The organism is Nonomuraea roseola, assembly GCF_039535395.1.
In the GTDB taxonomy this organism is placed as follows: Bacteria; Actinomycetota; Actinomycetes; order Streptosporangiales; family Streptosporangiaceae; genus Nonomuraea; species Nonomuraea roseola.
Map to the genome: position 1 here is coordinate 68,595 of NZ_BAAAXC010000015.1, position 22,352 is coordinate 90,946.

A 22,352-nucleotide genomic window follows, 5' to 3' on the forward strand; every position below is an offset into this window, starting at 1 on the left:
GTTAAAGTCAGCCACATGCTCTCGCGCCTGTGGCCGGCCGCGCTGGTCGCCGTCCTCGCTCTGACCGCCTGTTCCGCACCCTCCACCGCCCCGGCCGCTGACGACGCCTTCGTCATCGCGATCAGCTCGGAGTTCGAGACCCTGGACCCGGTCAAGGGCTACGCACCCGACGGCGGGTCGATGATGTTCGACGGCCTCATGACCAGGAGCGCCGACCTGACGCTCAGGCCCGCGCTGGCGACCGCCCCTCCCGTCGTCTCGGCCGACGGCCTGAGCGCCGTCTTCACCCTGCGCCAAGGCGTGCGCTTCCATGACGGCAGGCCGCTGACGGCCAAGGACGTGGCCTACACCTACACCTCGGTCAAGGGCTCGCCGATCGGCGGCGACTACGAGGCCATCGACACGGTGACCGCCAAGGACGACCACACGGTGGAGTTCAGGCTGAAGCACGCATACGCGCCGCTGACCCAGCGCACCACGCTCGGCATCGTCCCCGAGGGCGGCTTCCCCGCCGGCAAGCCGGTCGGCACCGGGCCCTACACCTTCGTCTCGTGGACGCCCGGCGACAAGGTCGTCATGACGGCGAACAAGGACTACTGGGGCGGCGCCCCGGCCATCGGCAGGGTCGTGGTGGCCTTCGCCGCAGACGACAACGTCAGGGCCACACGCCTTGCCGCCGGTGAGTTCGACGCGACGATCCTGCCGCCGAAGGCCGCGGCCAGGTTCGAGAACCAGCAGGGCCTCAAGGTCTACAAGGTCGACAGCGCCGACTACCGCGGCATCATGTGGCCCTTCAAGGAGAAGGTCACCGGCGACGTGGCGATCCGCAAGGCGATGAGCCTGGCCATCGACAGGCAGGCGATGGTCGACACGATCCTGGCGGGAGCGGGCAAGCCCGCCTACGGCCCGATCTCGCCCGACACCGTCTGGCACAACCCCTCGGTCACCGGCAGGACCGACCCCGAGGCGGCCAGGAAGCTCCTCGACGAGGCGGGGCACAAGCCGGGCCCCGACGGCATCAGGGCGAGCTTCACGCTGATGTACCCGGCGGGCGACTCCCTGCGCAAGGAGCTGTCCCTGGCCGTCGCCTCCGACGCCAAGAAGATCGGCATCGATGTGAAGCTGGCCGGCCTCGACTGGGACGCGATCGAGCCGCGCATGGCCAGAGACGCGCTGATGATGGGCTACGGCAGCCCGTACGACCCCGACTACGTCAACTTCGAGCTCTTCCACTCCAGGTATGCGGGACAGGGCTTCTTCAACCCCGGCCACTACGACAACCCCGAGGTCGACGCGGCCCTGGAGAAGGGCAGGGCGAGCACCGACCAGGCCGTGCGCAGGCAGGCCTACCAGGACTTCCAGCAGCTCATCCACGACGACGAGGCCTGGACCTACCTGGCCTTCCTCAAGCACGTCTACGTCATCCGCGGCGACTACCAGGGCGTCACCCCCTCGGTCGACGCCCACGAGCACGCCACCGGCGGGCTCTTCCGCGACCTGCACACCTGGAAGCCCGCCACCTGATGCTGAGAATCGTGCTCTGGCGGCTGGCCTTCGCCGTACCGCTGCTGCTGGCGGTCACCGCCGCGATGTTCGCGCTGGCCGCCAACTCCCCCTTCGACCCCGTCCGCCAGTACCTCGGCGACCGCGCGATGGTCACCTCGCCCGAGGTCGTCGCCAGGATCAGGGCCGAGTGGGGCCTCGACAGGCCGCTGCTCGAGCAGTACGCCACCTGGCTCGGCAACCTCTCCTCCGGAGAGCTGGGCGAGTCCCACTCCTTCAACAGGCCGGTGCTCGACGTGATCCTCGAACGCCTGCCGTGGACGCTGCTCGCCACCGGCTGCGCGATCGTCCTCATGCTGGCGGGCAGCCTGGTCGTGGGCACGCTGGCCGCCTGGCGCAAGGGCTCTATCCTCGACAGGATCATCACCGGTGGCGCGCTCGCCAACGAGTCGGCGCCGGTGTTCTGGCTGGCGCTCGCGGCGATCTACGTCTTCGCCGTGACGCTGCGCTGGCTGCCCGCGGGCGGGCTGACCGACGCGGGCTCCACGACGCTCGACCCGCTCGACGTCGCCGCGCACATGGTGCTGCCGGTGACGGTGCTGGCGATCTCGCAGTCGTCCTGGCTCGTCCTGTACGTCAGGGAGTCGGTCATCGCGACCCTGCGCGAGGACTTCGTGCTCGGCGCCAGGTCGCGTGGCCTGCGGGAGCGCACCGTGGTCGTCAGGCACGCGCTGAGGGCGGCGCTGCTGCCGTTCCTCACCCTGCTCGGGGCGCGCGTGCCGGAGCTGGTGACCGGCGCGATCCTGGTCGAGACCGTCTTCTCCTGGCCCGGCGTCGCCTCGGCCACCGTGCAGGCGGCGCTGTCCGTGGACTTCCCTCTGCTCGCCGTCCTCACCCTGCTCGGCACGCTCGCCGTCGTCGCGGGCAACCTCCTGGCCGACCTCGCCTACCGCATCGCCGACCCTCGGACCGCCTCATGAGAACCGCCGCCTTCGTCCTGGTCGCGCTCGGCCTGGCCGTCCTGCTGGTGCCGCCGATCTTCCAGCTCGACCAGCAGCTCGTGGACCTGCGCGCGGCGGGCCTGCCGCCCTCGCCCGCCCATCCTCTCGGCACCGACGAGGTGGGCCGCGACGTGCTGCTGCGCTGCGTGTACGGCCTGCGGGTCTCCTTCCTCGTCGGCCTGGTCGCCGCGCTGGTCAGCATGGTCATCGGCGGCACGCTCGGCCTGGCGGCCGGCAGCGCGGGCGGCCTGGTCGACAGGCTGCTGATGCGGGTGGTCGACGGCTTCTCCTCGCTGCCGCACCTGCTGCTCGGCATCTTCATCGTGGCGATGTTCGCGCCGAGCCCGGTGGCCGTGGTCGTCTCCGTGGGCATCACCCACTGGACCTCCGCCGCCCGCATCGTCCGCTCGGAGGTGCTGTCGCTGCGCGGGCGGCCCTTCGTGGAGGCGGCCATCTCGGGCGGCGCGAGCCGCTCCCGCGTGATCCACCGGCACCTGCTGCCCCACCTGGTGCCGCACCTGCTGCTGGCGATGGTGCTGATGGTGCCGCACGCCATCTGGCACGAGACGGCGCTGAGCTTCCTCGGCCTCGGGCTGCCGCCGCACCTGGCCTCGCTCGGCAACATGATCAACGACGGCCAGCGCTCGCTGCTGGCGGGCAACTGGTGGTCCAGCCTCGCGCCCGGCCTGTTCATCCTGGCTCCCACGCTGGCGGTGTCGGTGCTGTCGCAGCGCTGGCGCGACCGGCTCAACCCACGGATGCGATCGGAGCTCGCGCTGTGAAACTCGAGGTCACGGGGCTCACGGTGAGCTTCTCCATCCCAGGGGCGACCGTCCGCGCGGTCACCGACGCCTCCTTCTCTGTACGGCGGGGCGAGTGCCTGGCGCTGGTCGGCGAGTCGGGCTGCGGCAAGTCGGTCCTGGCCCACGCGCTGCTCGGCCTGCTGCCCGGCAACGCGCGGGTGTCCGGGCAGGCCATGCTTGCCAACGAGCTCGACCTGCTGTCGGCCTCGCCCGCCGTCCTCGCGGGCAGGGTGCGCGGCAGGCAGATCGGGCTGATCCCGCAGAGCCCCGCCACGCACCTCACCCCCGTCCGCACCGCGCGGGCGCAGCTGGAGGAGGCCCTCGAGGAGCTCGGCTCCACCAGGAGCGCGGCGGAGCTGGCGGAGCGCTTCGGGCTCGCCCCCCGCGACCTGGACCGCTACCCGCACGAGCTCTCGGGCGGGATGGCCCAGCGGGTGGCCAACGCGATCGCGCTGGCTGGCGACCCCGAGCTGCTGATCGCCGACGAGCCCACCAGCGGGCTCGACAGGCCGCTGGTGGAGCGGACCATGGCGGTGCTGCGCGAGCTGTGCGAGGAGGGCAGGGCGGTGCTGGTCATCACCCACGACCTGCGCGCCGCCGCGCAGGTCGCCGACCGGCTCGCGGTGATGTACGCCAGCCGGCTGGTCGAGGCCGGCCCCGCGGCCGAGCTCCTCGACCGGCCGCGCCATCCCTACACGGCCGGGCTCGTCGCCGCGCAGCCCGACAGGGAGTTCGTCGCCATCGCGGGGATGCCGCCCGAGCTGACCGCGCTGCCCGAGGGCTGCGCGTTCGCGCCGCGCTGCGCGCACGTCACGGGGGCGTGCGCGCGGCAGCCGGCGATGAGCTCGGGAGTGTCCTGCCACCATCCGCTCAGGGAGGTCGCCCATGCTCAGGGCGCATGACATCACCGCAGGGTACGCCAGGCGCCCCGTGCTGTCGGGCGTCTCGCTGGAGGTGCCGCCAGGACGGACCGTGGGGCTCGGCGGGCCCAGCGGCTGTGGCAAGTCGACACTGGCCAGGGTGCTGTCGCTGATGATGCGGCCCGCCTCGGGCGAGGTGTCGATCGACGGCGCCGTCGTGTCGCGCTGGCGCCAGCGCGCGCCCCGCTCGCTCAGGACCAGCGTGGCGCTGCTCTACCAGCAGCCCAGGACGGCCGTGGACCCGCGCATGACGCTGCGCGAGATCATCGCCGAACCGCCTGCGGCGGCGGGACGGCGCTCGCCGTCCCTGGTCGCCTCGCTGGCCGGCGAGGTGGGGCTGACCGGCGACCTGCTCACGCGGCGGCCCCACGAGGTGTCCGACGGGCAGCTGCAGCGGGCCTGCCTGGCCAGGGCGCTGACGCTGGAGCCGCGCTACCTGATCTGCGACGAGATGACCACGATGCTGGACGCGTCCACGCAGGCGCACCTCGTGGCGGTGGTCCTGGCCTACCAGGCGCGTACGGGGGCGGGCGTCCTGGCGATCAGCCACGACCAGGTCCTGCTGGACCGCTGGGCCGACTCGACCATCGCCTGGACCGCCCAGCCCGCCGTCTGACCGTCACTCGGGAAGCGCGGCGGGGAGGGCTCGAGGAAGACTCACTCGAACAGGTCGGGCTGCTCGCGGATGATCTGGTCGTGGAGCGGCTGGTAGTTGATCCACCCCACCAGGTCGTTGCCGATCTGCTGGCGGGTGAGCTCGGCGTTCTCGTGCGAGATCGGCACCACCTGCCCCGCCGCCTTGGCCACCAGCTGGACCTGCGCCGACCGCTCCATGGTGATGAACCACCACGCCGCCGCGTCCACCGTGGCGCCGACCGTCAGCAGGCCGTGGTTGCGCAGCACGACGGCCTTGTGGGAGCCAAGCGCCGCGGCGATCCTCTTGCCCTCCTCGAGGTCGGTCACCACGCCCGTGTAGTCGTCGAACAGGCCGTTGTCCTGGTAGAAGGCGCAGGCGTCCTGGGTGATCGGCTCGATGGTCTGACCGAGCGCCGACAGCGCCCTGCCGTACACCGAGTGGCTGTGGGCCGCGGCGACCACCTCGGGCCTGGCCTGGTGCACCTGGGAGTGGATCGCGAACGCGGCCTCGTTGACGTGGTAGCGGCCCTCGACCACCTTGCCCTCGTGGTTGACGAGGATGAGATCGCTGACCCTGACGTGCTTGAAGGACATGCCGAACGGGTTGACCCAGAAGTGGTCGCCCAGCTCGGGGTCGCGGGCGGTGATGTGTCCCGCCACTCCCTCCTCGAACCCGAACCTGCCGAAGATGCGGAGCGCGGCTGTGAGCCGTTCCTTGCGGTGGCGCCGCTCCTCCTCCACGGTCTCGAAGGTGGGAGGAAGACGGAAGATCAGATTCTCGGACATAACAATATTCTAGTGAGCGGACCACCCTCGGCCGCCAGACCGCGGCCGGAATAGAAAAAGGCCGGTGAGAGTTTCACCGGCCATGCTCGTCATGGTGGCCCGACAATGGACCCGAGGAAACTCGAACTCCATGCCATCGACGCTGCTGCGCTACCAATCGGTGGAGCTAAGGAGACTCGAACTCCTGACCCCCTCCATGCCATGGAGGTGCGCTACCAACTGCGCTATAGCCCCTTTGCGCTCTCGGCGCGGAGCCAGTCTATAGGACTTCGGCAGTACTCGGTGACGGGAATGAACGCCGCCCCACCATGGTTACAATGAAAACCGTTTTCAACCGCAAGGAGGCGCCAGATGGCCAGGAACGATCAGCGGCCGGTGATCAGGCTTCGATCCACTGCGGGAACGGGTTACACCTACGCGACCACCAAGAGCCGCAGGAACGACCCCGACCGGCTCGAAGTGCGCAAGTACGACCCCATCATCCGTCAGCACGTCACCTTCAGGGAGGAACGATGAAGAAGGGCATTCACCCCGAGTACCGTCCGGTGGTCTTCAGGGACGCGAGCGCCGACTACGCCTTCCTGACCAGGTCGACCGCCGTGAGCGCCAAGACCGTCGAGTGGACCGACGGGAACACCTACCCCGTCGTCGACGTGGACGTCTCCTCGGCCAGCCACCCGTTCTACACCGGGCGCGGCCGCGTGATCGACACCGCGGGCCGGGTCGAGAAGTTCAAGCAGAGGTACGGCAAGAGCTGACCTGGGCGGCACACCGCGCGCACGCTGACGCCGAGCGGGAGCACTCCCGCTCGGCGTCAGCGCGTTGAAGGGCCGAAGCGGCGCCGTCACCCGATGGAAGCCGCCTTGGTGATCAGCCCGGCCAGCTCGCTCACCGCGGCGTCCTCGGTGGCCGAGGCGAGCCTGGTGGCGTGCGCTCCCAGCTCTCGCAGGTCGAGCCCGAACGCCTCCCTGTCGCGCAGGTAGAGCGCGAAGGCGGCGGCCACGACGTCCACCTGGAGCCGCGAGGACGTGCCCTCCCACAGCGCGTCGCCGAGGTCGGCAGACTTCACCGACGCGCTCGCCTCCGAGGGCGTGCGCGTGTCGGGTTCCTGCCAGCGCACGGTGGCGGAGGCGAGCTGGCCCGACGCTCCCGGGCGCAGCCGCACCGCGTAGAGCGCGGTCACCGAGTGCCCTGGACCCACCTCTCCGCCGTCGCGCGCGTCGTCGCGGAAGTCCTCGGTGGCCATGGCGCGGTTCTCGTAGCCGATGAGGCGGTAGCTCTCCACCGCCGAGGGGTTGAAGACGACCTGCGCCTTGGCGTCGCGGGCGCGCAGTTCGAGGGTGGCGGGCAGGCGCTCGACGAAGACCTGACGGGCCTGCTCGACCGTGCTGACGTAGACGGCCGCGCCGTCGCCGTTGTCGGCCAGCTGCTCCATGAGCTCGTCGCCGTAGTCTCTGCCGACGCCGACCGACAGGAGCGTGATCTGCCTGCCCGCGTGCTCCTTGACCCTGTCGAGGATGGCCTGCCACGCGGTGCTGCCCGTGTTGGCCAGGCCGTCCGACAGCAGGATGACGCGGTTGGTGGCGGCGGGACGGAAGGCGCGCGCCGCCTCCTCGTAGCCGGTGACGAGCCCGTCCTCCAGGTTGGTCGAGCCCTCGACGGCGAGCCTGTCGACGGCGGCGTGCAGGTCGGCGCGGGCGGTCAGCGGGGTCATGGAGGCCACCAGCCGCGCCGCGTCACTGAAGGAGACGATCGAGACCTGGTCGCCGGGGGCGAGCTGGTCGACCAGCGTGTGCAGGGCCTGCTTGACCAGGTCGAGGCGGCCGGGCTCGGCCATGGAGCCCGACACGTCGACCACGAACGTCAGGTTCGCAGGACGCCTGGACGCGGCGTCGGCGGCCCTGGTCTGCAGGCCGACCCTGAGGACGGCGGTGTTCCGCTCGGGCATGCGCGCGCCGTCGACGTGGACGGTGAACCCGTCGTCGCCGGGCTGGGCGTAGTCCTGGCGGAAGGAGTTGACGAACTCCTCCGGCCTGACCTGCGCGGGCTCCGGCCACCGTCCCTCCTCGAGGGTACGGCGGGCATAGCCGTAGGAGGCGGTGTCGACGTCGAGCGCGAACGTCGACACCTGCGCCGTCTCGGTGTCGTTCTCCTTGCTCTCCTCCGTGGCCACGGGCGCCGACGAGGCCGAGGGCTTGGACGCGGGAACGGGCGCCGCGCGCTCGCTGGCGTTCGTTCCCGAGCCTCCCGGCCCTCCGCACGCGGCGAGCAGCACCAATAGCGCGATCACTACTAAGGGGCGAAATTTCATGGCAACCACCTCCATCGGGTACGACGGGACCGTTGGAGGCAGTGGCCGGGCTCTTGACTCAAGCGAGTACAAACCGTGTTCGAGGCGTGATAGGCATGGGTGCCGTGCGTGTCTATCTGGGTCTGGCCTCCAAGGGCCGAGACATTCCCCCGCAGGCTCTGGCCACCGCCCGAGAGGCGATCGAGAGCGCCTTCCCCGTGCCCGCCGAGGTGATCAGGGCCGACGAGTGGCACGGTGGGGGCGTCTCGCTGTTCGGCTGGAGCAACGAGCCCGACGACTCCCGCCTGCCCAGGCTGCTGCACCTCGACGGCGGCAGGATCGTCGGGGTGAACGGCCACCTGGCCGACCCGGCCGACGTGAGCAGGCTGCCTGACGACTCGATCGGCGGCGCCTTCTCCGCGTGGATCGCCCGTGACGGCGAGCTGACCGCGAGCACCGCGATCAACAGGGTCTGCCCCGTCTTCTACGCCGAGACCCCCGACCTGCACATCGTCGGCAGCAGGGCGCTGCTGGTGCATCTGCTCGCCCAGCGCGCCGACAGGATCGACTTCGACGTGCTCGCCCTGCAGACGATGGTCCGTCAGGGCTTCTTCCTGTCCGACGAGACGCCCTACAAGGGCGTGTCGGCGCTGCGCCCCTCCACGACGATCGCGATCCGCGGCGGGAGCCGTACGATCAGCGAGACCCCGCTGCCGGTGGCAGGGTCCGCGCCCGACTCGCCGCGGCTGAAGAGGGCGGCGATCGGGGAGCTGGCCGAGGCGCTGCTGGCCACGGTCGAGCCGCTCAGGAACGCGCCCGAGCCGGTCAACCTGGCGCTGACGGGCGGGCGCGACACCAGGATCCTGGCGGCGCTGCTGCACGCGGCCAAGGTGCCGTTCAGGGTGACCACCAACGGGCTCGACACCCACCCAGACGTGATCCTGGCCAGGCGGATCGCCGCGGCGCTGAAGGTCGAGCACACCGTGATCGCGCCGCCGCAGACCGCGGCCAAGGACGCGGTGCTGGTCGAGCACCCGCTGGAGCGGGCCTGGGAGACGCTGCGCACCTGCGAGGGCATGACATCGGCCTACGAGTCGATCGTGGGCTACCTGCCGTACTCTGCAAAGCCCACCATGTCGGGGCAGAGCGGAGAGACGCTGCGCGCGGGCAGCCTCAACCTGCTGCAGACCGACCTCGGTGACAAGGCGCTGCTGCGCCGGATCAACAACACCTTCTACAAGGACGAGAAGCTGTTCACCGCCGAGGCCAACGAGCACGCGCGCGAGCTGGCCAAGCCGTGGCAGGCGCGCGAGAACCGGCTGGAGGCGCTCGACCACATCTACATCTGGTACAAGGTCGGCAGGTGGCAGGCCAGCGCGCGGGCGGGCGCGCTGCGCAGGGGCGACCCGGTCAGGCCGTTCCTCGACAACAGGGTGGCCAGGGCCGCGCTCTCCCTCGACCAGGGCTGGCGCCTGTCCGAAGAGGTGATCTACACCCTGATCCTGCGCTTCGCGCCGCAGCTCAGGGAGGTGCCGATCGAGGGCAAGCCGTGGCGGTTCACCGACGGGCTGAAGAAGAGGTGGCCGTGGTCGCACGTGCCGCCGCCGTCGATGCCGACGCAGAAGAGCGGCGGAGGCTGGAGCTGGCGGACCAGTCCTGGCCCCGACCTGACCGCGGTGCTGAGGGAGCAGGTGCTCGGCAGCCTCGACGCCCTCGCGCCGATCGTCAACCCCGACGAGGTGCGGGCGCTGTTCGCCGACCCCGTGGTGAAGAAGCCGGGAACGGCCTGGCACCTCTACACCGTCGCCGCCATGCTCACCGGCCTCTACCCCGGCAAGCGGCCAGAGGGGCTGGAGCAGATCACGGTGTCCAGGCCCGATCCGGGGCGCTGACGCCGAACAGGCGGTCGGGCACGCAGGTCGTCCATGGACCTCGGTGGGCCGGGTCCCGCACACGCTCCGGATACGATCCGGTTCATGCTGGTTCCGCCGCCCTCCCGTCTGCCCACGGTGGCCGCGCTCGCCTTCGACGGCATGTCGCCCTTCGAGCTCGGCTGCGTCGTGGAGATCTTCGGCCTGCCCAGGCCCGAACTGCGGGTGCCGTGGTACGACCTGAAGGTCTGCGCGGAGGACGGCGAGCCGATGCGGGTCGTCGGAGGGTTCAGCATGCGGGCCGAGCACGGGCTCGACGTGCTCGCCTCGGCGGACACCGTGATCGTGCCCGGCGTGGCGGACGTGCGCGCCCCCGTCTCCCCCGCGCTGGTCGCGGCGCTCAGGAAGTCCTTCGAGAGGAAGGCCAGGATCGTGTCCATCTGCTCGGGGGCCTTCGCCCTCGCGGCGGCCGGCCTGCTCGACGGACGCGAGGCGACGACCCACTGGAAGTACGCCGACCTGCTCCAGCGGCGCTTCCCCGAGATCCGCGTCAACCCCGACGTGCTCTACGTGGACGGCGGGCAGATCCTCACGAGCGCGGGCAGCGCGGCGGGGCTCGACCTGCTGGTCCACCTCGTACGCACCGACCACGGGGCGAGCGTCGCCAACGCCGTCGCCAGGCGGCTGGTCATCCCGCCGCATCGCGACGGCGGGCAGGCGCAGTTCATCCAGGCCGCGGTGACGCCGGTCGGCGAGGACGACGCCGTGGCCAGGGCGATGGAGTGGGCGCTGGCCCACCTGAGCGACCCGATCAGCGTCGCCGATCTGGCGAGGATGGCCCACATGGCGGAGCGCACCTTCGTCAGGCGCTTCAAGGCGCAGACCGGCACCTCCCCTCTGCGGTGGGTGATCTCCCAGCGCGTGGCCGCGAGCCTGCCGATGCTGGAGTCGACGGGGGCTCCGGTGGAGGAGATCGGGGCCGCGGTCGGCTTCGAGAGCCCCGTCACCTTCCGCCACCACTTCACCCGCGCGATGCGCACCTCTCCCTCGGCCTACCGGCGCGCCTTCAGCGCCACCCGCTGAGCCCTCCCCCGCCGCCGAGCCCTTCCACCGCCCTGAGCGCCTGTCGCCGCCTCCCGCGCAGGGCCGCCTCCTCCCGTGTTCCCGCACTGATATACAGTCGATTTGAACACGTTCAAAAGGAGGCGACGTGACCCCCCTCATCGGCGCGATCGTCACGCTGGGCATGCTGGTCGTCATCCCCATGGGCCTGCGGCTGCTCGGCGTGCGCGCCTGGCCCTTCCTCGCGGGCGCGCTGCCGGGGGCGCTGTCGCTCTGGCTGCCGCGCGGGCCCTTCGCGGTGGCGCTGGCGGTCTGCTACGGCCTGGCCACCCTCTACCTCGCCTTCCACGCCCTTCCCCGGCTGCGCAGGCCCGACCCCGTGCAGCTGGCCGCGGCCACCGCGCTGGCGACCCCGTCGGTCGCGGCGCTCTCGCTGATCGCCGAGCGGGGCGGCTACCACCTGCTCGGCTACACGCCGCACATGCTGGCGCTCACCGTCGCGCACTTCCACTTCGCCGGTTTCGCCGCCGCGCTCGTGGCGGGGCTCGTCGGCAGGCAGGCGCGCTCGGGCGCCGCCGCGCTGACCGTCCCCGCCGGGACGCTGCTGGTGCTGGGCGGCTACTTCGTCGGCGACTGGGCCGAGCTGGCCGGTTCCGTGGTGCTGACGGCGGGCATGTGGTGGGTCGGCTGGCTGGCCTGGCGCAGTTTCCGCGGCGTGTTCCTGCTGACGGGCGCGGTGCTCCTGGCGTCCATGCTGCTGGCCCTCTCCTGGGCGGTGGGGCAGGCCACCGGCCTCCCGCACCCCTCGATGGAGCTGATGATCGCCACGCACGGCGTCGGCAACGCGTTCGGTTTCGCCCTCTGCGCCGTCGCCGCGCTGCGGCGGCTCGACCCTTTGTGAGGCGGTCATGGAGTTCACCTATCCCGACGTCGGCGCGACCCTGACGGGCGACCTGCCCGCCGGATACACCCACCTGCGCCACTCGCGCGTGCTGCGCGTCCCCTTCGAGGAGGCCGCCGAGGCGCTGATGACCTGGCAGGTGCAGCATCGTCTCGGCATGCGCCCGCTGCCGTCCGCGCCGCGCGTCGCCCCCCGGCGTGAGGGTGACCGTCCACCTGGCCGTTCTGAAGGCGCCCTGCGGGATCGTCTGGGTGATCGAGGAGCAGGACCGCGTCGGCTGGGCGTACGGCACGCTGCCGGGCCACCCCGAGAGCGGGGAGGAGAGCTTCCTGCTCGAACGGCTTCCCGACGGCAGGGCCAAGGTGACCATCACCGTGTTCAGCCGTCCGGGGAGCCTGCTCACGCGTTTGGGCGGGCCGCTGGTCACGCTGACACAGCGCCTCTTCCTGCGGCTGTACGCCCGCGCGTTGGACCTTTACGCCAAGCCCGCGGACGACAAGGATCAGATGATGTGACCTACCGCGCACTGGAGGAGACCAGGATCGACCCGGTCGTGCCCGCGCGCGCGGCCGTCTTCGGGGTCGCCGTCATGGCCCGGTTCGTCGGGCCGGCGTGATCAAGGCCGCGCTCGCCGTCCTGGCCGTGGCCGCCGTGCTGCTGGCGCTGGTCTGGATCTTCCAGCGCCGGCTGATCTACCTGCCCGACCCGGCGCCGCCGCCCGCGGCCGGCGCGGTGCTGCCAGGTGCCCGCGATGTCGCCTTCACCACCTCCGACGGCCTGCGCCTGACCGCCTGGCATCTCACGGGCGGCGGGCGCGGGGTGACCGTCCTGGTGGCGGGCGGCAACGCGGGCAACCGTCTCCACCGCGGACCGCTGGCCTCGGCCCTGCGCCGTGAGGGCTTCGACGTGCTGCTCATGGACTACAGGGGCTACGGCGGCAACCCGGGCTCTCCTTCGGAGGAGGGCCTGCTGCGCGACGCGAGGGCGGCCCGCGCCCTGGTGAAGGGTCCCGTGATCTACTTCGGCGAGAGCCTGGGCGCGGCCGTGGTCACCGCGTTGGCCACCGAGGACCCGCCCGACGCCCTGGTGCTGCGCTCCCCCCTTCACCGACCTCGCCGCGGCCGGCCGCCACAACTACCCGTTCCTGCCGGTGGGCCTCCTGCTGTGGGACCGCTTCCCCGTCGCGGCACCGCTGGCGTCCGTGCGGGTGCCGACCGCCGTCGTGTACGGCTCCCGCGACACGATCGTCCCGGCCGCGCTGAGCCGTACGGTGGCGGCCTCGGCGGCGGGCCCCGTGACCGAGGTGGAGGTCGAGGGCGCGGGGCACAACGACAGGGCCCTTCTCGACGGGCCCGAGCTGATCGCCGCCGTGGTGTCCCTCGCCCCGCCTCAGAGCTCGTAGTCGAAGATGTAGGAGTGTGAGCCGTCGGGGGCGACGAGGATCTGCATCCGGCCGCGCAGGCCCGTGAGCCCGCCGGTGCCCGACCCCGGCACGACCGTGCAGACGAGGGAGTCCTCCCCGCGTTCGCTGACGGCGTTGTGCTGCAGGACGAACGTCCCCTCACTGCCGCCGAGCGCGCACGAGACGCGCTCCATCGCCACGTACGAGCGGGAGTCCTCCCGCTCGGAGGACGAGACGATCATCGTGACCGAGCCCGACCCTGCCAGGTCGCCCTCGAAGGTCTTGCTCAGCGTGACGAAGGTCAGCGCGGTGCCGTCGGCCACGTCGTAGGGCTCCTGGGGGGTCCAGCCGAAGATGTCGAAGGTTCCCTTTGCGTTCATGGCTCCATCCTCCGCCCCGTACCTGCCATCTTGTGTCAGGTACCGGTGAGCCTTTCCACCACCGGCGCGAACGCCTCCATGTAGTCGGCGTTGATCGAGACGTAGGAGACGCCGAGCCGGTCCCTGCGCTTGCGCAGCGTCTCGGCCATCTCCTCGACCGAGCCGGTCAGGATGCCGGTGCCACGGGGCTCGCCGCCGATCCGCCGCAGCAGCCAGGGCGGCAGGTCCTCGCCGACGGCGGCCAGATTGGCGTTGATCTCCAGCTGGGGGAACCTGTCGCCGGCCAGCTCGTAGAGCTCGTCCAGCTTGGCGGCCAGCTGGTCCTCGCTCGCCTGGACGGGCATGGCGAGGGTGACGATGTCGGCCTTCAGCGCGGCCAGGCGGAGCACCCGTGGCCCCGCGGCGGCGATGAGGATCGGCACCCCCTCCACGGCGTCGATGGTCTCGGCCAGGCGGGAGACGCGCTCGGAGGGCGTGCCGTGCAGGAGCCCGAGCCTGGAGGTGTCGGCCTCCGCGCCGGGACGGCCCGCTCCGAGCCCCAGCTCGAAACGGCCGTCGGAGAGCGTGCGCAGCGTGTTGGCCTCCCACGCGACCTGGCCCGGGGTGCGGTTGGGCGCGCTGAGCACGTACGTGCCGAGGCGGAGCGTCGTGGTGACGGCGGCGGCGGCCGCCAGCGCGGGAAACGGCGCGAGCGTGCCGAGCGTGTCGGGAATCAGCAGCGTGGCGTAGCCGAGCCGCTCGGCGCGGCGCGCCAGGGTCGTCCAGGCCTCACCGCCTGGCGCGTTCCCCGCGACGACGCCGAATCTGAAGGGGCGTGTGGTCATGCGTCCACGATCTCCCGGAGGCCGAGGGCCGGGCATCACCCTGGGGTTGCTGGTGTGGGTACTCCTGTGGGAGGAGCCGAGTGCCTCCACGATCGACGCTGCGGTATCCCGAACGATCGGCATAATGACCGACCATGTATGACATCGCGGCCTTCGCGGCGTCCATCGCTCCGGTGATCGACGCCGTGCACATCGACGTCCACGCCGCCGGACGCCAGGCGGGGGTGGAGTACGTGCGGCGCTCGGGGCTGCGGCCCGGCTTCCTCATCGACCAGCGGTACGTGCTCCCGCTGCGCCCGCTGACCAGGGCGGGTCTCGCCGCCGTCTACAGGTACGGCACAGCCGCCGAACGCGACGCCGAGGTGGCCGACCACTTCTCGCAGGGAACGCTGCGCGAGGACGAGCACGGCGGGCTCCACGCGACGCCGGTCACGCTGGCCTTCGTCGAAGGGCTGTACACGCTGCACGAGCAGGCCACCGCGAAGCTGTGGGGCGGCCGTGACGAGCTGGTCGGGGAGGTCGGCGAGCTGGTCGGGCGGCTGCTGGAGACGGCGGAACGGGTGCGAGGCGGGGCGCTGGAGGCGATGGCGCCGCCGTACGAGCCCGAGGGGGTCTCGGCCGGAGTCGCGCTGTTCAACAGGCTCGCCGCCTTCCGCTATCACCGGGCCGACGCGCACGCGGCGGCCTGGCAGGCGGAGGGGCTGTCCGCGAGGGAGATCTCCCTGTTGCGCGAGGGGCCGGTGTGGGAGAAGGTCGAGCGGGAGACCAACCGGCGGGCGGCCGAGCCGTACGCGCTGCTGGGTCAGGACGACAGGCGGCGGCTGATGGACGGACTTCTCACACTGTCGAGGTCCTGAGCCGCGCCCCCTGGCCTGCGCCGCGCCGAGCCGTCAGGATGCTCCTGGACACGGACGAGGTTTCGTCGTGACAGTCGCACCAGGGAGAGCCATGGACGCCACCGAGATCCAGCGCGCGGTCGAGTTGGAGGACCGCCACTGGTGGTACAGGGAGCGGCGCGCCATCCTCGCCCGCGAGCTGCGCCGCATCGGCCGTCCCGGGCGCGCCCTCGATGTCGGCGCGGCGGGCGGCGGCAACACCAGGGTCTTCAGGCGCTACGGCTGGAGCGCCCTGGCCGCCGACTTCTCCGACACCGCCGTCGCCTACGCCAGGCAGCGCGGGCTCGAGGCCATCAAGGCCGACCTGCGCTGCCTGCCCCTGGACGACGCGGAGTTCGACCTGGTCACCGCGCTCGACGTGCTCGAGCACATCGACGACGACAAGGCGGCGGCGGCCGAGATCGCCAGGGTGCTCAAGCCAGGCGGCACCGCCTTCGTCGCCGTGCCGTGCGACATGCGGCTGTGGTCGGCGCACGACGTGGCGCTCGGCCATCACCGCCGCTACACCCGCGAGGAGCTCCACCTCCTGATCGAGGGCGCGGGGCTGGTGATCGAGCGGCTGTGGAGCTGGAACGTCCTGCTCAGGCCGGTGGCCGCGATCCGCAGGCGCAAGGCGACCGGTTGTGACCTGGAGGAGCTGCCCGGCCCTGTGAACCTGGCGCTGTCGGCCGTCGTGATGGCCGAGCGCTTCCTTCCCGTCTCGTCTCTGCCGGGCGTGTCGCTGATGGCGCGCGCCCGGCGCCGATGAGGCGACCGTGACCGCCGCCGTCGAGGGGGTTCCCTTCGTCCCCGACAGCGCCACCAGGACCGTCACCGTCGACATCATCATCCCCGTGCTGAACGAGGAGCGCGCGCTGCCCGGGTGCGTGGAGACGGTGCACCGCTTCCTCAGGGAGTCCTTCCCGCTGCCCTGGCGGATCACCGTCGTCGACAACGGCAGCACGGACCGCACGTGGGAGCTGGCCACCGACCTCTCGCGCCGCCTGGACGGCGTGGCCGTCATGCGGCTGGACCAGCGGGGCAAGGGCGCGGCGGTGAAGGCCGGCTGGACGGCGAGCGGCGCCGACGTGGTCGCCTTCATGGACGTGGACCTGTCCACGGGGCTGCACGCGCTGCTCCCGATGGTCATGGCGGTGGCCTCGGGCCACTGCGAGGTGGCCATCGGCAGCAGGCTGCTCGGCGGCGCGCGCATCAGGCGCAGCTTCCGCAGGGAGGTCATCTCCAGGGCCTACAACAGCCTCCTCAGGGTGGGGTTCAGGGCCGGGTTCACCGACTCCGCCTGCGGGTTCAAGGCGGCGAGGGCGGAGGTGATCCGCCCGATCCTCGCCAGGGTCGCCGACGACGAGTGGTTCTTCGACACCGAGATGCTGCTGATCGCCGAGCACAACGGCGCGCGGGTGCGCGAGGTGGCGGTGGACTGGGTGGAGGACACCGACTCCAAGGTCGATCTCTGGCGGACCGCCCTGAGCGACCTGCGCGGGCTGGTCAGGGTGTCGAGGGCGATCTCCTCCGGAGCGGCCACCGTGGAGATCCCGCACGTGCCCGGGCTCGCGCCCGCGCGTCCTGGGCCTTCGGCGGACGGGCCGAGGGCCGAGGTCCTGCGCAAGGTGGTCGCGTTCGGGCTGGTGGGGCTCGCCTCCACGGTGGTGCACGCCGGCCTCTACCTGCTGCTGCGCGCCGGCCTGGCGGCCGAGGTGGCCAATCTGTTCGCGCTGGCGGCCACCGCGGTCGTCAACACCGAGGCGAACAGGCGATGGACGTTCAACAGAGGCGCGAGCAGAAGGGCGGTCGTCCACGCGAGGGCGGGGCTGCTGTTCCTGCTCAACTTCGCCGTCACCACCACCGCCGTCGTGGTCGTGGGCGCGGGTGTCCGCTGGCTGGAGGGGCTGGCGCTGGTGGGGGCGTCGATCGGGGTGACGGTGATCCGTTTCACCCTGCTCGACCGCTGGGTCTTCCGCTCACGGTGACCTCCCTCGACGGGCGGCTCAGCTTCCCTGCAGACGTTCGCACACGCCCTGGCTCCGCCGGCGAAGAGCCTCAGGGCCACCCCGCCTCCCTCCGGGAGTAGGCCACCGACCCCCGAAACGACAATCGCCCCCACCCACCAGACGGGTGAAGGCGATTGTGATCGGTGGACCTGATGACCGCTTACTCGAACACCGCGCCGCAGGTGGAGGACCTGCGCCGCGCTCTTCAGGACTTCCAGGACGTGTGTCGAACGTGGATTTCTTCAGACGTCGAGTGGAAGTTCCAGCAGTTCGTCCGGGGGCTGGAAGCCGGAGCGCTTCCAGAGGGGGCTGCTGCGCTCGGAGGGCCAGGCGATGAGAGTGTCGAAGCCCGTGCGGCGGCAGTGCTGGTTCAGCGCCTCAAGCAGTGCCGAGCCAGCACCCTGATTCCGGTGCGGCGGCGTGATGTAGAAGTTCGTCACGTAGCCGATCGGGGTGTTGTCGCTGTACGGATCCGGCATCCTCTCCACCAGACAGAGGAAGACGTGACCGCAGATGTCGCTTCCGGTCTCCACGACCCAGGCCAGCCACCGGCCGTCGCTGAGCCGGTCGTGGATCCATTGCCCGGCCTGTTCCAAGGGGCGAATCGGCGCTGGTGGCCGACCCTCATGGTCCTCTTCCTTGAACTTCCAGCGCAGTTCGGCCAAGCGGCGCGCATCGGCGGGTTGGGCCGGGCGCACGGTGAAGTCTGTGGTCATGGGGCGAGTTTCCCAGTTGTACCGCAGTGGGGTGAACTGATTTCCGTCCTGGTCACAGCCATTCGTTGATGTCCGCGACCAGGACGGTGGCTTCATGACGGACGGCGAGCTTCTCGTAGCGGGTGGCCACCGCCTGATGTCTCTTGAGGCGGTTGATGGCGCACTCCACCGTGTGGCGCTCGCGGTAGTCGGTCTAGAGTCCCCGCGCTACCCGGCTGTGATCACGATCGACATCGGCTTCTGGCCTTGCTCGACGGCCAATCCCTCGGCAGACTGCCTGACGGGACACACCAGCGGCTGAGACGATCCGTGACGTGATCGCTTGGATGCACCGCACCCCACTCTGGGTGGTGATAGTGGTGTGCGCCATTGCGGCCGGCCTGCTCCTCGTTGGCGCCGTAGCGCATGTCACCGACCTTCTTCACCACGGCCTCCAGGCTTACGACTGGGCACCGAGGTGGCTCAACCTCTACTGGTCCTCGCTGGCGCTCCTCGACCCGCTCGCAGCTGTGCTTCTGATCAGCGGCAAGCGCCGAGGGACAGACCTCACCTGCGCCATCTTGACGACCGACCTCGCCGCCAACTGGTACGCGACCTATGGCATCCAGCACAGCAGCCTCGCCACTCAGCCTGGCCTCCAGCGACTGATCGCCTTCACCGCACTTGTTCTGGGCACGGCGCCCTTCGTTCGGCGGCACCTCACCTACTGAGCTGACCTGAACGATCCACTTCCGATACACGCCCTGGTACGGTCGCCGCGATCTCGACCGCTTCTCAGGTCAGCGCAGGAAGCCCGGAGTGCACCCCAACCGCTCGCCGGAACCCGGGGAGGAGAAGCTCCGATATTCGAATGATCACGGCCTGACAGGCAGGCATCATGTCCGCATGACACATGAAATCCGCCCAGGCGTGCCCGAGGACGTCGAAGCCAGAGAATGCGTGCGTGTGACCACCTGGAAGGTCGCTTATCGCGGGATAATGCCCGATGAGTATCTCGACGCGCTCAAGGTCGAGCCGGATGCGGTGGCAGGTATGAAGGAAGGGCTCGCAAACGCGCTGGCCGAAGGGCGCACCCCGTTTCTGGTGGGTGAGATCGGCGGCAAGGTCGTCGGTTTCATCAACTTCGGCCGTTGCCGTGACGAGGAGATCGGCGGCGGTCATGTGTTCGCCCTCTACGTGCTGCCTGAGAAGCAGTCCAACGGTCTCGGCCACGCACTCATGACGGCCGCCGTGAAGCAGCTCCGCGCCGACGGCCACGAGAAGATCGGCCTGTGGGTCGCGGCCGGCAACGCCCAGGCCCGACACTTCTACGAGCGCTTCGGCTTCATTTCGTCCGGCCGTACCCAGCCCCTTCCTCCTCCCTTCCCGCCCGTGGAAGAGGTCCACTACACGCTGCCGCTCTGAGCTCGCGTAGCTTCTCTCGCAAACAGCTCCTTTCCTTCTACCGCTGGTTTTCCGGTGACGGCCGGACGTCTGCGGAGGGCGACGGACACCACCGGGGGGTCGGCAGACGGGAACCAGGACTCAGCCCGCCACCTGCGGACCCAGCGCCTGCAGGCCGCGATCATTCTGGAGTCGGATGCCCCGCCGGAAAAGGTCTTGTGTCCGTTGCCCGTCTGCTGAGTCGAGATCGCGCGACCAACACTCCGACTAACGAAGCATGGAGCTCCCTGTCAGCTATCGCTGGTCGGAAGCTTCCCCGTCTCGCTTGGCCACGAAAGAACCCAGTCCCGGTTCGGTGTAGATCAAGCCGTCTTCGCGCAGCTTGGCCACGGCCTTCTGTGTCGTGGCCACGGCAAGCCCGAACTCGTCCATGAGAGCCATGACTGAGGGCATGCGATCACCTGGGGTGTACTCACCCGTCCTGATGCGCTCCGCGAGAATCTCGTAGAGCTGCTTCCATCTGGGGATACTCGGCTTCCAAATGATCACCTGAGCACGATAGGCATCCTACGGACGCCTCGCCAAGATCGACGCCCAAGAAGACCATTTCTCCGCCGTCTGCTCAACCAAGCGTTCTTCCGTCGGCTCTACCACGACGCGGACGAGCACGACAGCACACCCCGCGTCAGCCCCGACGACCCTGCAGGGCCGATCGCCCCGCTCCTCGACGTCACCGGGCCGGAGAACGCAAGAACGGCGGTGTCATCATTGACACCGCCGTTACAAGCACTTCGGCCGCTACTCGCCACCGCCCTGGACGAGCTGTGTTCGAGTGCCGCTAGTGGAGCTAAGGAGACTCGAACTCCTGACCCCCTCCATGCCATGGAGGTGCGCTACCAGCTGCGCTATAGCCCCGTGCAACGTTGGTTAGTGTAGCCGAATCCGCCGCTGACCACGAATCGAAGCATGTGCCACTCTCAGGGCATGACTACGGAGATTTTCCATGAGCACCGGCGCCTGCTGGTCGGTGTCGCCTACCGGATTCTCGGCAGCGCGGCCGACGCCGAGGACGTCGTGCAGGAGGCCTGGCTGCGCTGGTCGGGGGTCGAGCACGAGAGCGTCGCCGACCCCAAGGCGTACCTCATCAGGGTCACCTCCCGCCTGGCGATCGACCGGTTGCGGTGGGCGCAGTCCCGGCGGGAGTCGTACGTGGGTCCGTGGTTGCCCGAGCCGATCGTCACGACGCCCGACGTGGCCGAGCGGGCCGAGCTCTCCGACTCGGTGGAGCTGGCGCTGCTGGTGGTGATGGAGAGGCTGTCGCCGCTCGAGCGGGCGGTGTTCGTGCTGCGTGAGGCGTTCGACCTGCCGTTCTCCGAGATCGCCGAGGTGATCGGCAGGTCGGAGGCGGCCACCAGGCAGTTGGCCAGGCGCGCCAGGGAGCACGTGCAGGAAGGCCGGCCCAGGTTCGACGCCGACAGGGTGCGGCGCAGGGAGATCACCGAGCGGTTCATCAACGCCGCGACGAGCGGGGATCTCGAGGGGCTCATGGCGCTGCTGTCCGACGGCGTGACGCTGGTCGGGGACGGCGGCGGCAAGGCCAGGGCGCCCCTCAGGGTGCTGGTGGGCCAGATGAAGGTCGGCCGCTTTCTCACCTCGACCGCCTCGCCGAGCGACATCCACAAGTTCATGGGCTCGATCGGCGTGGAGGACTACGCCGACCTGGCCTTCGATGTGGTCTCCGTCAACGGCGGGCCCGCGGCCGTGATCAGCACCGGGGGCCGGGTGGTGACGGTGATCTCGCTGGTGGTCGTGGACGGCAGGATCGACACGATCTACCTCATCGCCAATCCGGAGAAGATGGCCCATCTCCATCCGGAGGCCTGAGCGGCCTAGGCGTACCAGTCGCCGGCGATCTCCTGGATCAACTTGCTGCCGCCCCGCACGAACGCGCCCAGGGTCAGAACCTGCGTGATCGACTGCGGGTTGTTGAGGAGGCTGAAGACGTAGAAGGAGCCGCCGTCCGTGGTGCGGAAGCCGTACGGGCGGGTGAAGGACTGGTAGCCGGCGTACATGCCCTTGGAGACCCGAGCGAAGGCGCGGCGGCTGTAGTTGTCCTTGGCCAGCCGGTAGCCGCTCCTTCCCGCCTTCTTGTTGGAGGAGTAGTTCCAGAAGGTCCTGTACTCCTGCGCGATGGTCGTGCCCGTGCCGATCGGGGCGGCGGTGACGTAGCCGTCGGCGTCCAGCTTCGGCGCGGGTATCCGCTGGCCGTAGTGCAGCGGGGTCTTGGCGGCCAGCTTGAAGGACTCGCCCTTCAGCCGCGAGAAGGCCAGGATGTGCGCGCGGTCCTGGCCCTGGTAGGTGGCGTGGAGGAGGAACCACTCGACGCCCTCGGGCTGCTCGCTCGGCACGTAGTAGGTCTGCCTGCCGGTCAGCCTGATCGGCTTGCGCGCCTTGTTCTTCTGGCCGTCCTCCACGTGGCCCTTGTCGAGCACGATCTCGTGCCGCATGCCGTCGGCGAACAGCGTGTCCCTCTTGTCGTCGTCGTCCCACCAGTCGCGGTCCTTGACGGTCTTGTTGTGCTCGGCCAGCCAGCCGGCCGCGGCCTGCCTGGCCTCCTGGACGGTCAGCCGGGCGGGCGAGGGAGTGGGGCTCGGCGCGGGAGTGGAGGATGCGGGGGACGGCGAGGACGACGACGGTGAGGCCGAGGGCGCGGGAGAGGTGGAGGCCGGCGCGGCGGCCCGCTGGGCGACGATGCTCGGCACGACCGTGCACCCGGCGAGGCTCACAGTCAGGACGGCGGCGAGCGACGCCTTACGCATGTGCCCGATCCCCTTCGCAGAACTACGACAAATGACAACGAAGGACACCGTACCGGACCATTTACCGGGTTCCAGGCGGTACCGGCCTCGGAGCGTGCCAGGCTGATCATCACGGGGGCATGCGGGACACGGGGATCCCGCTGGGTTCGTGCCCCCTGTCATCTGACTCGG

At 70.3% G+C, this 22,352-nt stretch carries 25 protein-coding genes, 2 tRNA genes and 1 pseudogene; 19 read left to right on the top strand and 9 right to left on the bottom strand.

The window, feature by feature from the left end:
* The first annotated feature begins 15 nt into the window (after positions 1–15).
* Genes ABFX55_RS23255 through ABFX55_RS23275 form a run of 5 tightly spaced genes read left to right on the top strand, consistent with a single transcriptional unit; the run spans position 16 to position 4,843 of the window.
* Positions 16–1,524 carry an ABC transporter substrate-binding protein gene (locus tag ABFX55_RS23255; RefSeq protein WP_346124235.1) on the top strand — a complete coding sequence of 503 codons (1,509 nt, stop codon included), beginning with the start codon at positions 16–18 and terminating at the stop codon, positions 1,522–1,524.
* Positions 1,524–2,483, top strand: coding sequence for an ABC transporter permease (locus tag ABFX55_RS23260; RefSeq protein WP_346124237.1), 960 nt, complete (start codon positions 1,524–1,526; stop codon positions 2,481–2,483). The genes ABFX55_RS23255 and ABFX55_RS23260 overlap by 1 nt, the downstream gene beginning before the upstream one ends.
* Positions 2,480–3,286, top strand: coding sequence for an ABC transporter permease (locus tag ABFX55_RS23265; RefSeq protein WP_346124239.1), 807 nt, complete (start codon positions 2,480–2,482; stop codon positions 3,284–3,286). The genes ABFX55_RS23260 and ABFX55_RS23265 overlap by 4 nt, the downstream gene beginning before the upstream one ends.
* The gene (locus tag ABFX55_RS23270; RefSeq protein ID WP_346124241.1) at positions 3,283–4,209 is read left to right on the top strand and encodes an ABC transporter ATP-binding protein; all 927 of its coding nucleotides are present in this window, start codon (positions 3,283–3,285) and stop codon (positions 4,207–4,209) included. Before ABFX55_RS23265 ends, ABFX55_RS23270 begins: the two co-directional genes overlap by 4 nt.
* Positions 4,193–4,843, top strand: a complete 651-nt coding sequence (locus ABFX55_RS23275) for an ABC transporter ATP-binding protein (RefSeq protein ID WP_346124242.1) — start codon at positions 4,193–4,195, stop codon at positions 4,841–4,843. The genes ABFX55_RS23270 and ABFX55_RS23275 overlap by 17 nt, the downstream gene beginning before the upstream one ends.
* Positions 4,844–4,884: 41 nt before the next feature.
* Here ABFX55_RS23275 and ABFX55_RS23280 read toward each other — a convergent pair whose 3' ends face one another.
* On the bottom strand, positions 4,885–5,649 hold the full coding sequence (locus tag ABFX55_RS23280; protein ID WP_346124244.1) for a class II aldolase/adducin family protein: 765 nt from the start codon (positions 5,647–5,649) through the stop codon (positions 4,885–4,887).
* A 161-nt stretch (positions 5,650–5,810) separates the two neighbouring features.
* A tRNA-Ala gene (locus tag ABFX55_RS23285) sits at positions 5,811–5,883 on the bottom strand.
* 117 nt (positions 5,884–6,000) lie between these two features.
* Between ABFX55_RS23285 and rpmG the strand changes: the two genes are divergently transcribed.
* Positions 6,001–6,165 (top strand): 50S ribosomal protein L33, encoded by a 165-nt coding sequence (rpmG, locus tag ABFX55_RS23290; RefSeq protein WP_346124246.1) that lies wholly within the window; start codon positions 6,001–6,003, stop codon positions 6,163–6,165.
* On the top strand, positions 6,162–6,407 hold the full coding sequence (locus tag ABFX55_RS23295; protein WP_346124248.1) for a type B 50S ribosomal protein L31: 246 nt from the start codon (positions 6,162–6,164) through the stop codon (positions 6,405–6,407). Before rpmG ends, ABFX55_RS23295 begins: the two co-directional genes overlap by 4 nt.
* Positions 6,408–6,493: 86 nt before the next feature.
* On the opposite strand, the gene ABFX55_RS23300 is transcribed toward ABFX55_RS23295, so the two are convergent.
* A complete protein-coding gene (locus ABFX55_RS23300; RefSeq protein WP_346124250.1) occupies positions 6,494–7,960 on the bottom strand; it encodes a vWA domain-containing protein in 1,467 nt (488 codons plus the stop codon).
* Positions 7,961–8,055: 95 nt separating this feature from the next.
* Here ABFX55_RS23300 and ABFX55_RS23305 point away from each other — a divergent pair, with 95 nt between their 5' ends.
* The 6 genes and pseudogenes from ABFX55_RS23305 to ABFX55_RS23325 all read left to right on the top strand — a co-directional run bounded on the left by ABFX55_RS23305 (position 8,056) and on the right by ABFX55_RS23325 (position 13,195).
* Positions 8,056–9,831: an asparagine synthase-related protein gene (locus ABFX55_RS23305; protein WP_346124252.1), complete on the top strand. Its 1,776-nt coding sequence runs from the start codon at positions 8,056–8,058 to the stop codon at positions 9,829–9,831.
* 84 nt (positions 9,832–9,915) lie between these two features.
* Positions 9,916–10,893, top strand: coding sequence for a helix-turn-helix domain-containing protein (locus ABFX55_RS23310; RefSeq protein ID WP_346124253.1), 978 nt, complete (start codon positions 9,916–9,918; stop codon positions 10,891–10,893).
* Between the two features lie 127 nt (positions 10,894–11,020).
* The gene (locus ABFX55_RS23315; protein WP_346124255.1) at positions 11,021–11,773 is read left to right on the top strand and encodes a YndJ family protein; all 753 of its coding nucleotides are present in this window, start codon (positions 11,021–11,023) and stop codon (positions 11,771–11,773) included.
* Positions 11,774–11,780: 7 nt separating this feature from the next.
* Positions 11,781–11,876, top strand: a pseudogene (locus tag ABFX55_RS49910) (hypothetical protein); the annotation flags it as partial.
* A 94-nt stretch (positions 11,877–11,970) separates the two neighbouring features.
* Positions 11,971–12,288: a DUF1990 domain-containing protein gene (locus tag ABFX55_RS23320; RefSeq protein ID WP_346124257.1), complete on the top strand. Its 318-nt coding sequence runs from the start codon at positions 11,971–11,973 to the stop codon at positions 12,286–12,288.
* Positions 12,289–12,385: 97 nt separating this feature from the next.
* Positions 12,386–13,195, top strand: a complete 810-nt coding sequence (locus ABFX55_RS23325) for an alpha/beta hydrolase (RefSeq protein ID WP_346124258.1) — start codon at positions 12,386–12,388, stop codon at positions 13,193–13,195.
* Here the strand turns inward: ABFX55_RS23325 and ABFX55_RS23330 are convergent.
* Together ABFX55_RS23330 and ABFX55_RS23335 are read right to left on the bottom strand one after the other, a co-directional pair.
* A complete protein-coding gene (locus tag ABFX55_RS23330; RefSeq protein WP_346124260.1) occupies positions 13,163–13,555 on the bottom strand; it encodes a DUF3224 domain-containing protein in 393 nt (130 codons plus the stop codon). The genes ABFX55_RS23325 and ABFX55_RS23330 overlap by 33 nt on opposite strands.
* Positions 13,556–13,590: 35 nt before the next feature.
* Positions 13,591–14,379: an LLM class flavin-dependent oxidoreductase gene (locus ABFX55_RS23335; RefSeq protein ID WP_346124262.1), complete on the bottom strand. Its 789-nt coding sequence runs from the start codon at positions 14,377–14,379 to the stop codon at positions 13,591–13,593.
* 134 nt (positions 14,380–14,513) lie between these two features.
* Here ABFX55_RS23335 and ABFX55_RS23340 point away from each other — a divergent pair, with 134 nt between their 5' ends.
* From ABFX55_RS23340 to ABFX55_RS23350, 3 genes are all read left to right on the top strand, one after another.
* Entirely contained in the window at positions 14,514–15,236 is a 723-nt protein-coding gene (locus tag ABFX55_RS23340) for a hypothetical protein (RefSeq protein WP_346124264.1), read from the top strand.
* Positions 15,237–15,327: 91 nt separating this feature from the next.
* Complete coding sequence (locus tag ABFX55_RS23345) at positions 15,328–16,023, top strand: class I SAM-dependent methyltransferase (protein ID WP_346124266.1); 696 nt, start codon at positions 15,328–15,330, stop codon at positions 16,021–16,023.
* A gap of 7 nt (positions 16,024–16,030) precedes the next feature.
* Positions 16,031–17,242 (top strand): glycosyltransferase, encoded by a 1,212-nt coding sequence (locus tag ABFX55_RS23350; RefSeq protein WP_346124268.1) that lies wholly within the window; start codon positions 16,031–16,033, stop codon positions 17,240–17,242.
* Positions 17,243–17,505: 263 nt separating this feature from the next.
* Here ABFX55_RS23350 and ABFX55_RS23355 read toward each other — a convergent pair whose 3' ends face one another.
* The gene (locus tag ABFX55_RS23355) at positions 17,506–17,979 is read right to left on the bottom strand and encodes a GNAT family N-acetyltransferase (protein WP_346124270.1); all 474 of its coding nucleotides are present in this window, start codon (positions 17,977–17,979) and stop codon (positions 17,506–17,508) included.
* Between the two features lie 314 nt (positions 17,980–18,293).
* Here ABFX55_RS23355 and ABFX55_RS23360 point away from each other — a divergent pair, with 314 nt between their 5' ends.
* Positions 18,294–18,689: a hypothetical protein gene (locus ABFX55_RS23360; protein WP_346124272.1), complete on the top strand. Its 396-nt coding sequence runs from the start codon at positions 18,294–18,296 to the stop codon at positions 18,687–18,689.
* A 175-nt stretch (positions 18,690–18,864) separates the two neighbouring features.
* Positions 18,865–19,383 carry a GNAT family N-acetyltransferase gene (locus ABFX55_RS23365; protein ID WP_346124274.1) on the top strand — a complete coding sequence of 173 codons (519 nt, stop codon included), beginning with the start codon at positions 18,865–18,867 and terminating at the stop codon, positions 19,381–19,383.
* A 273-nt stretch (positions 19,384–19,656) separates the two neighbouring features.
* On the opposite strand, the gene ABFX55_RS23370 is transcribed toward ABFX55_RS23365, so the two are convergent.
* Positions 19,657–19,911, bottom strand: a complete 255-nt coding sequence (locus tag ABFX55_RS23370; protein WP_346124276.1) for a GntR family transcriptional regulator — start codon at positions 19,909–19,911, stop codon at positions 19,657–19,659.
* 293 nt (positions 19,912–20,204) lie between these two features.
* Positions 20,205–20,277: transfer RNA gene (locus ABFX55_RS23375), tRNA-Ala, on the bottom strand.
* A 69-nt stretch (positions 20,278–20,346) separates the two neighbouring features.
* On the opposite strand from ABFX55_RS23375, the gene ABFX55_RS23380 reads away from it, so the two are divergent.
* Positions 20,347–21,246, top strand: a complete 900-nt coding sequence (locus ABFX55_RS23380) for an RNA polymerase sigma-70 factor (protein WP_346124278.1) — start codon at positions 20,347–20,349, stop codon at positions 21,244–21,246.
* A gap of 5 nt (positions 21,247–21,251) precedes the next feature.
* On the opposite strand, the gene ABFX55_RS23385 is transcribed toward ABFX55_RS23380, so the two are convergent.
* Positions 21,252–22,181 carry a DUF8094 domain-containing protein gene (locus ABFX55_RS23385; protein WP_346124280.1) on the bottom strand — a complete coding sequence of 310 codons (930 nt, stop codon included), beginning with the start codon at positions 22,179–22,181 and terminating at the stop codon, positions 21,252–21,254.
* Positions 22,182–22,352 lie beyond the last annotated feature (171 nt).

Bases quoted from the DNA above. Each gene is read 5' to 3' on its own strand.
- ABFX55_RS23255 (WP_346124235.1), top strand. From the start codon at position 16: ATGCTCTCGCGCCTGTGGCCGGCCGCGCTGGTCGCCGTCCTCGCTCTG.
- ABFX55_RS23260 (WP_346124237.1), top strand. From the start codon at position 1,524: ATGCTGAGAATCGTGCTCTGGCGGCTGGCCTTCGCCGTACCGCTGCTG.
- ABFX55_RS23265 (WP_346124239.1), top strand. From the start codon at position 2,480: ATGAGAACCGCCGCCTTCGTCCTGGTCGCGCTCGGCCTGGCCGTCCTG.
- ABFX55_RS23275 (WP_346124242.1), top strand. From the start codon at position 4,193: ATGCTCAGGGCGCATGACATCACCGCAGGGTACGCCAGGCGCCCCGTG.
- ABFX55_RS23280 (WP_346124244.1), bottom strand. From the start codon at position 5,649: ATGTCCGAGAATCTGATCTTCCGTCTTCCTCCCACCTTCGAGACCGTG.
- rpmG (WP_346124246.1), top strand. From the start codon at position 6,001: ATGGCCAGGAACGATCAGCGGCCGGTGATCAGGCTTCGATCCACTGCG.
- ABFX55_RS23295 (WP_346124248.1), top strand. From the start codon at position 6,162: ATGAAGAAGGGCATTCACCCCGAGTACCGTCCGGTGGTCTTCAGGGAC.
- ABFX55_RS23300 (WP_346124250.1), bottom strand. From the start codon at position 7,960: ATGAAATTTCGCCCCTTAGTAGTGATCGCGCTATTGGTGCTGCTCGCC.
- ABFX55_RS23305 (WP_346124252.1), top strand. From the start codon at position 8,056: ATGGGTGCCGTGCGTGTCTATCTGGGTCTGGCCTCCAAGGGCCGAGAC.
- ABFX55_RS23310 (WP_346124253.1), top strand. From the start codon at position 9,916: ATGCTGGTTCCGCCGCCCTCCCGTCTGCCCACGGTGGCCGCGCTCGCC.
- ABFX55_RS23330 (WP_346124260.1), bottom strand. From the start codon at position 13,555: ATGAACGCAAAGGGAACCTTCGACATCTTCGGCTGGACCCCCCAGGAG.
- ABFX55_RS23335 (WP_346124262.1), bottom strand. From the start codon at position 14,379: ATGACCACACGCCCCTTCAGATTCGGCGTCGTCGCGGGGAACGCGCCA.
- ABFX55_RS23340 (WP_346124264.1), top strand. From the start codon at position 14,514: ATGTATGACATCGCGGCCTTCGCGGCGTCCATCGCTCCGGTGATCGAC.
- ABFX55_RS23345 (WP_346124266.1), top strand. From the start codon at position 15,328: ATGGACGCCACCGAGATCCAGCGCGCGGTCGAGTTGGAGGACCGCCAC.
- ABFX55_RS23355 (WP_346124270.1), bottom strand. From the start codon at position 17,979: ATGACCACAGACTTCACCGTGCGCCCGGCCCAACCCGCCGATGCGCGC.
- ABFX55_RS23365 (WP_346124274.1), top strand. From the start codon at position 18,865: ATGACACATGAAATCCGCCCAGGCGTGCCCGAGGACGTCGAAGCCAGA.
- ABFX55_RS23380 (WP_346124278.1), top strand. From the start codon at position 20,347: ATGACTACGGAGATTTTCCATGAGCACCGGCGCCTGCTGGTCGGTGTC.
- ABFX55_RS23385 (WP_346124280.1), bottom strand. From the start codon at position 22,181: ATGCGTAAGGCGTCGCTCGCCGCCGTCCTGACTGTGAGCCTCGCCGGG.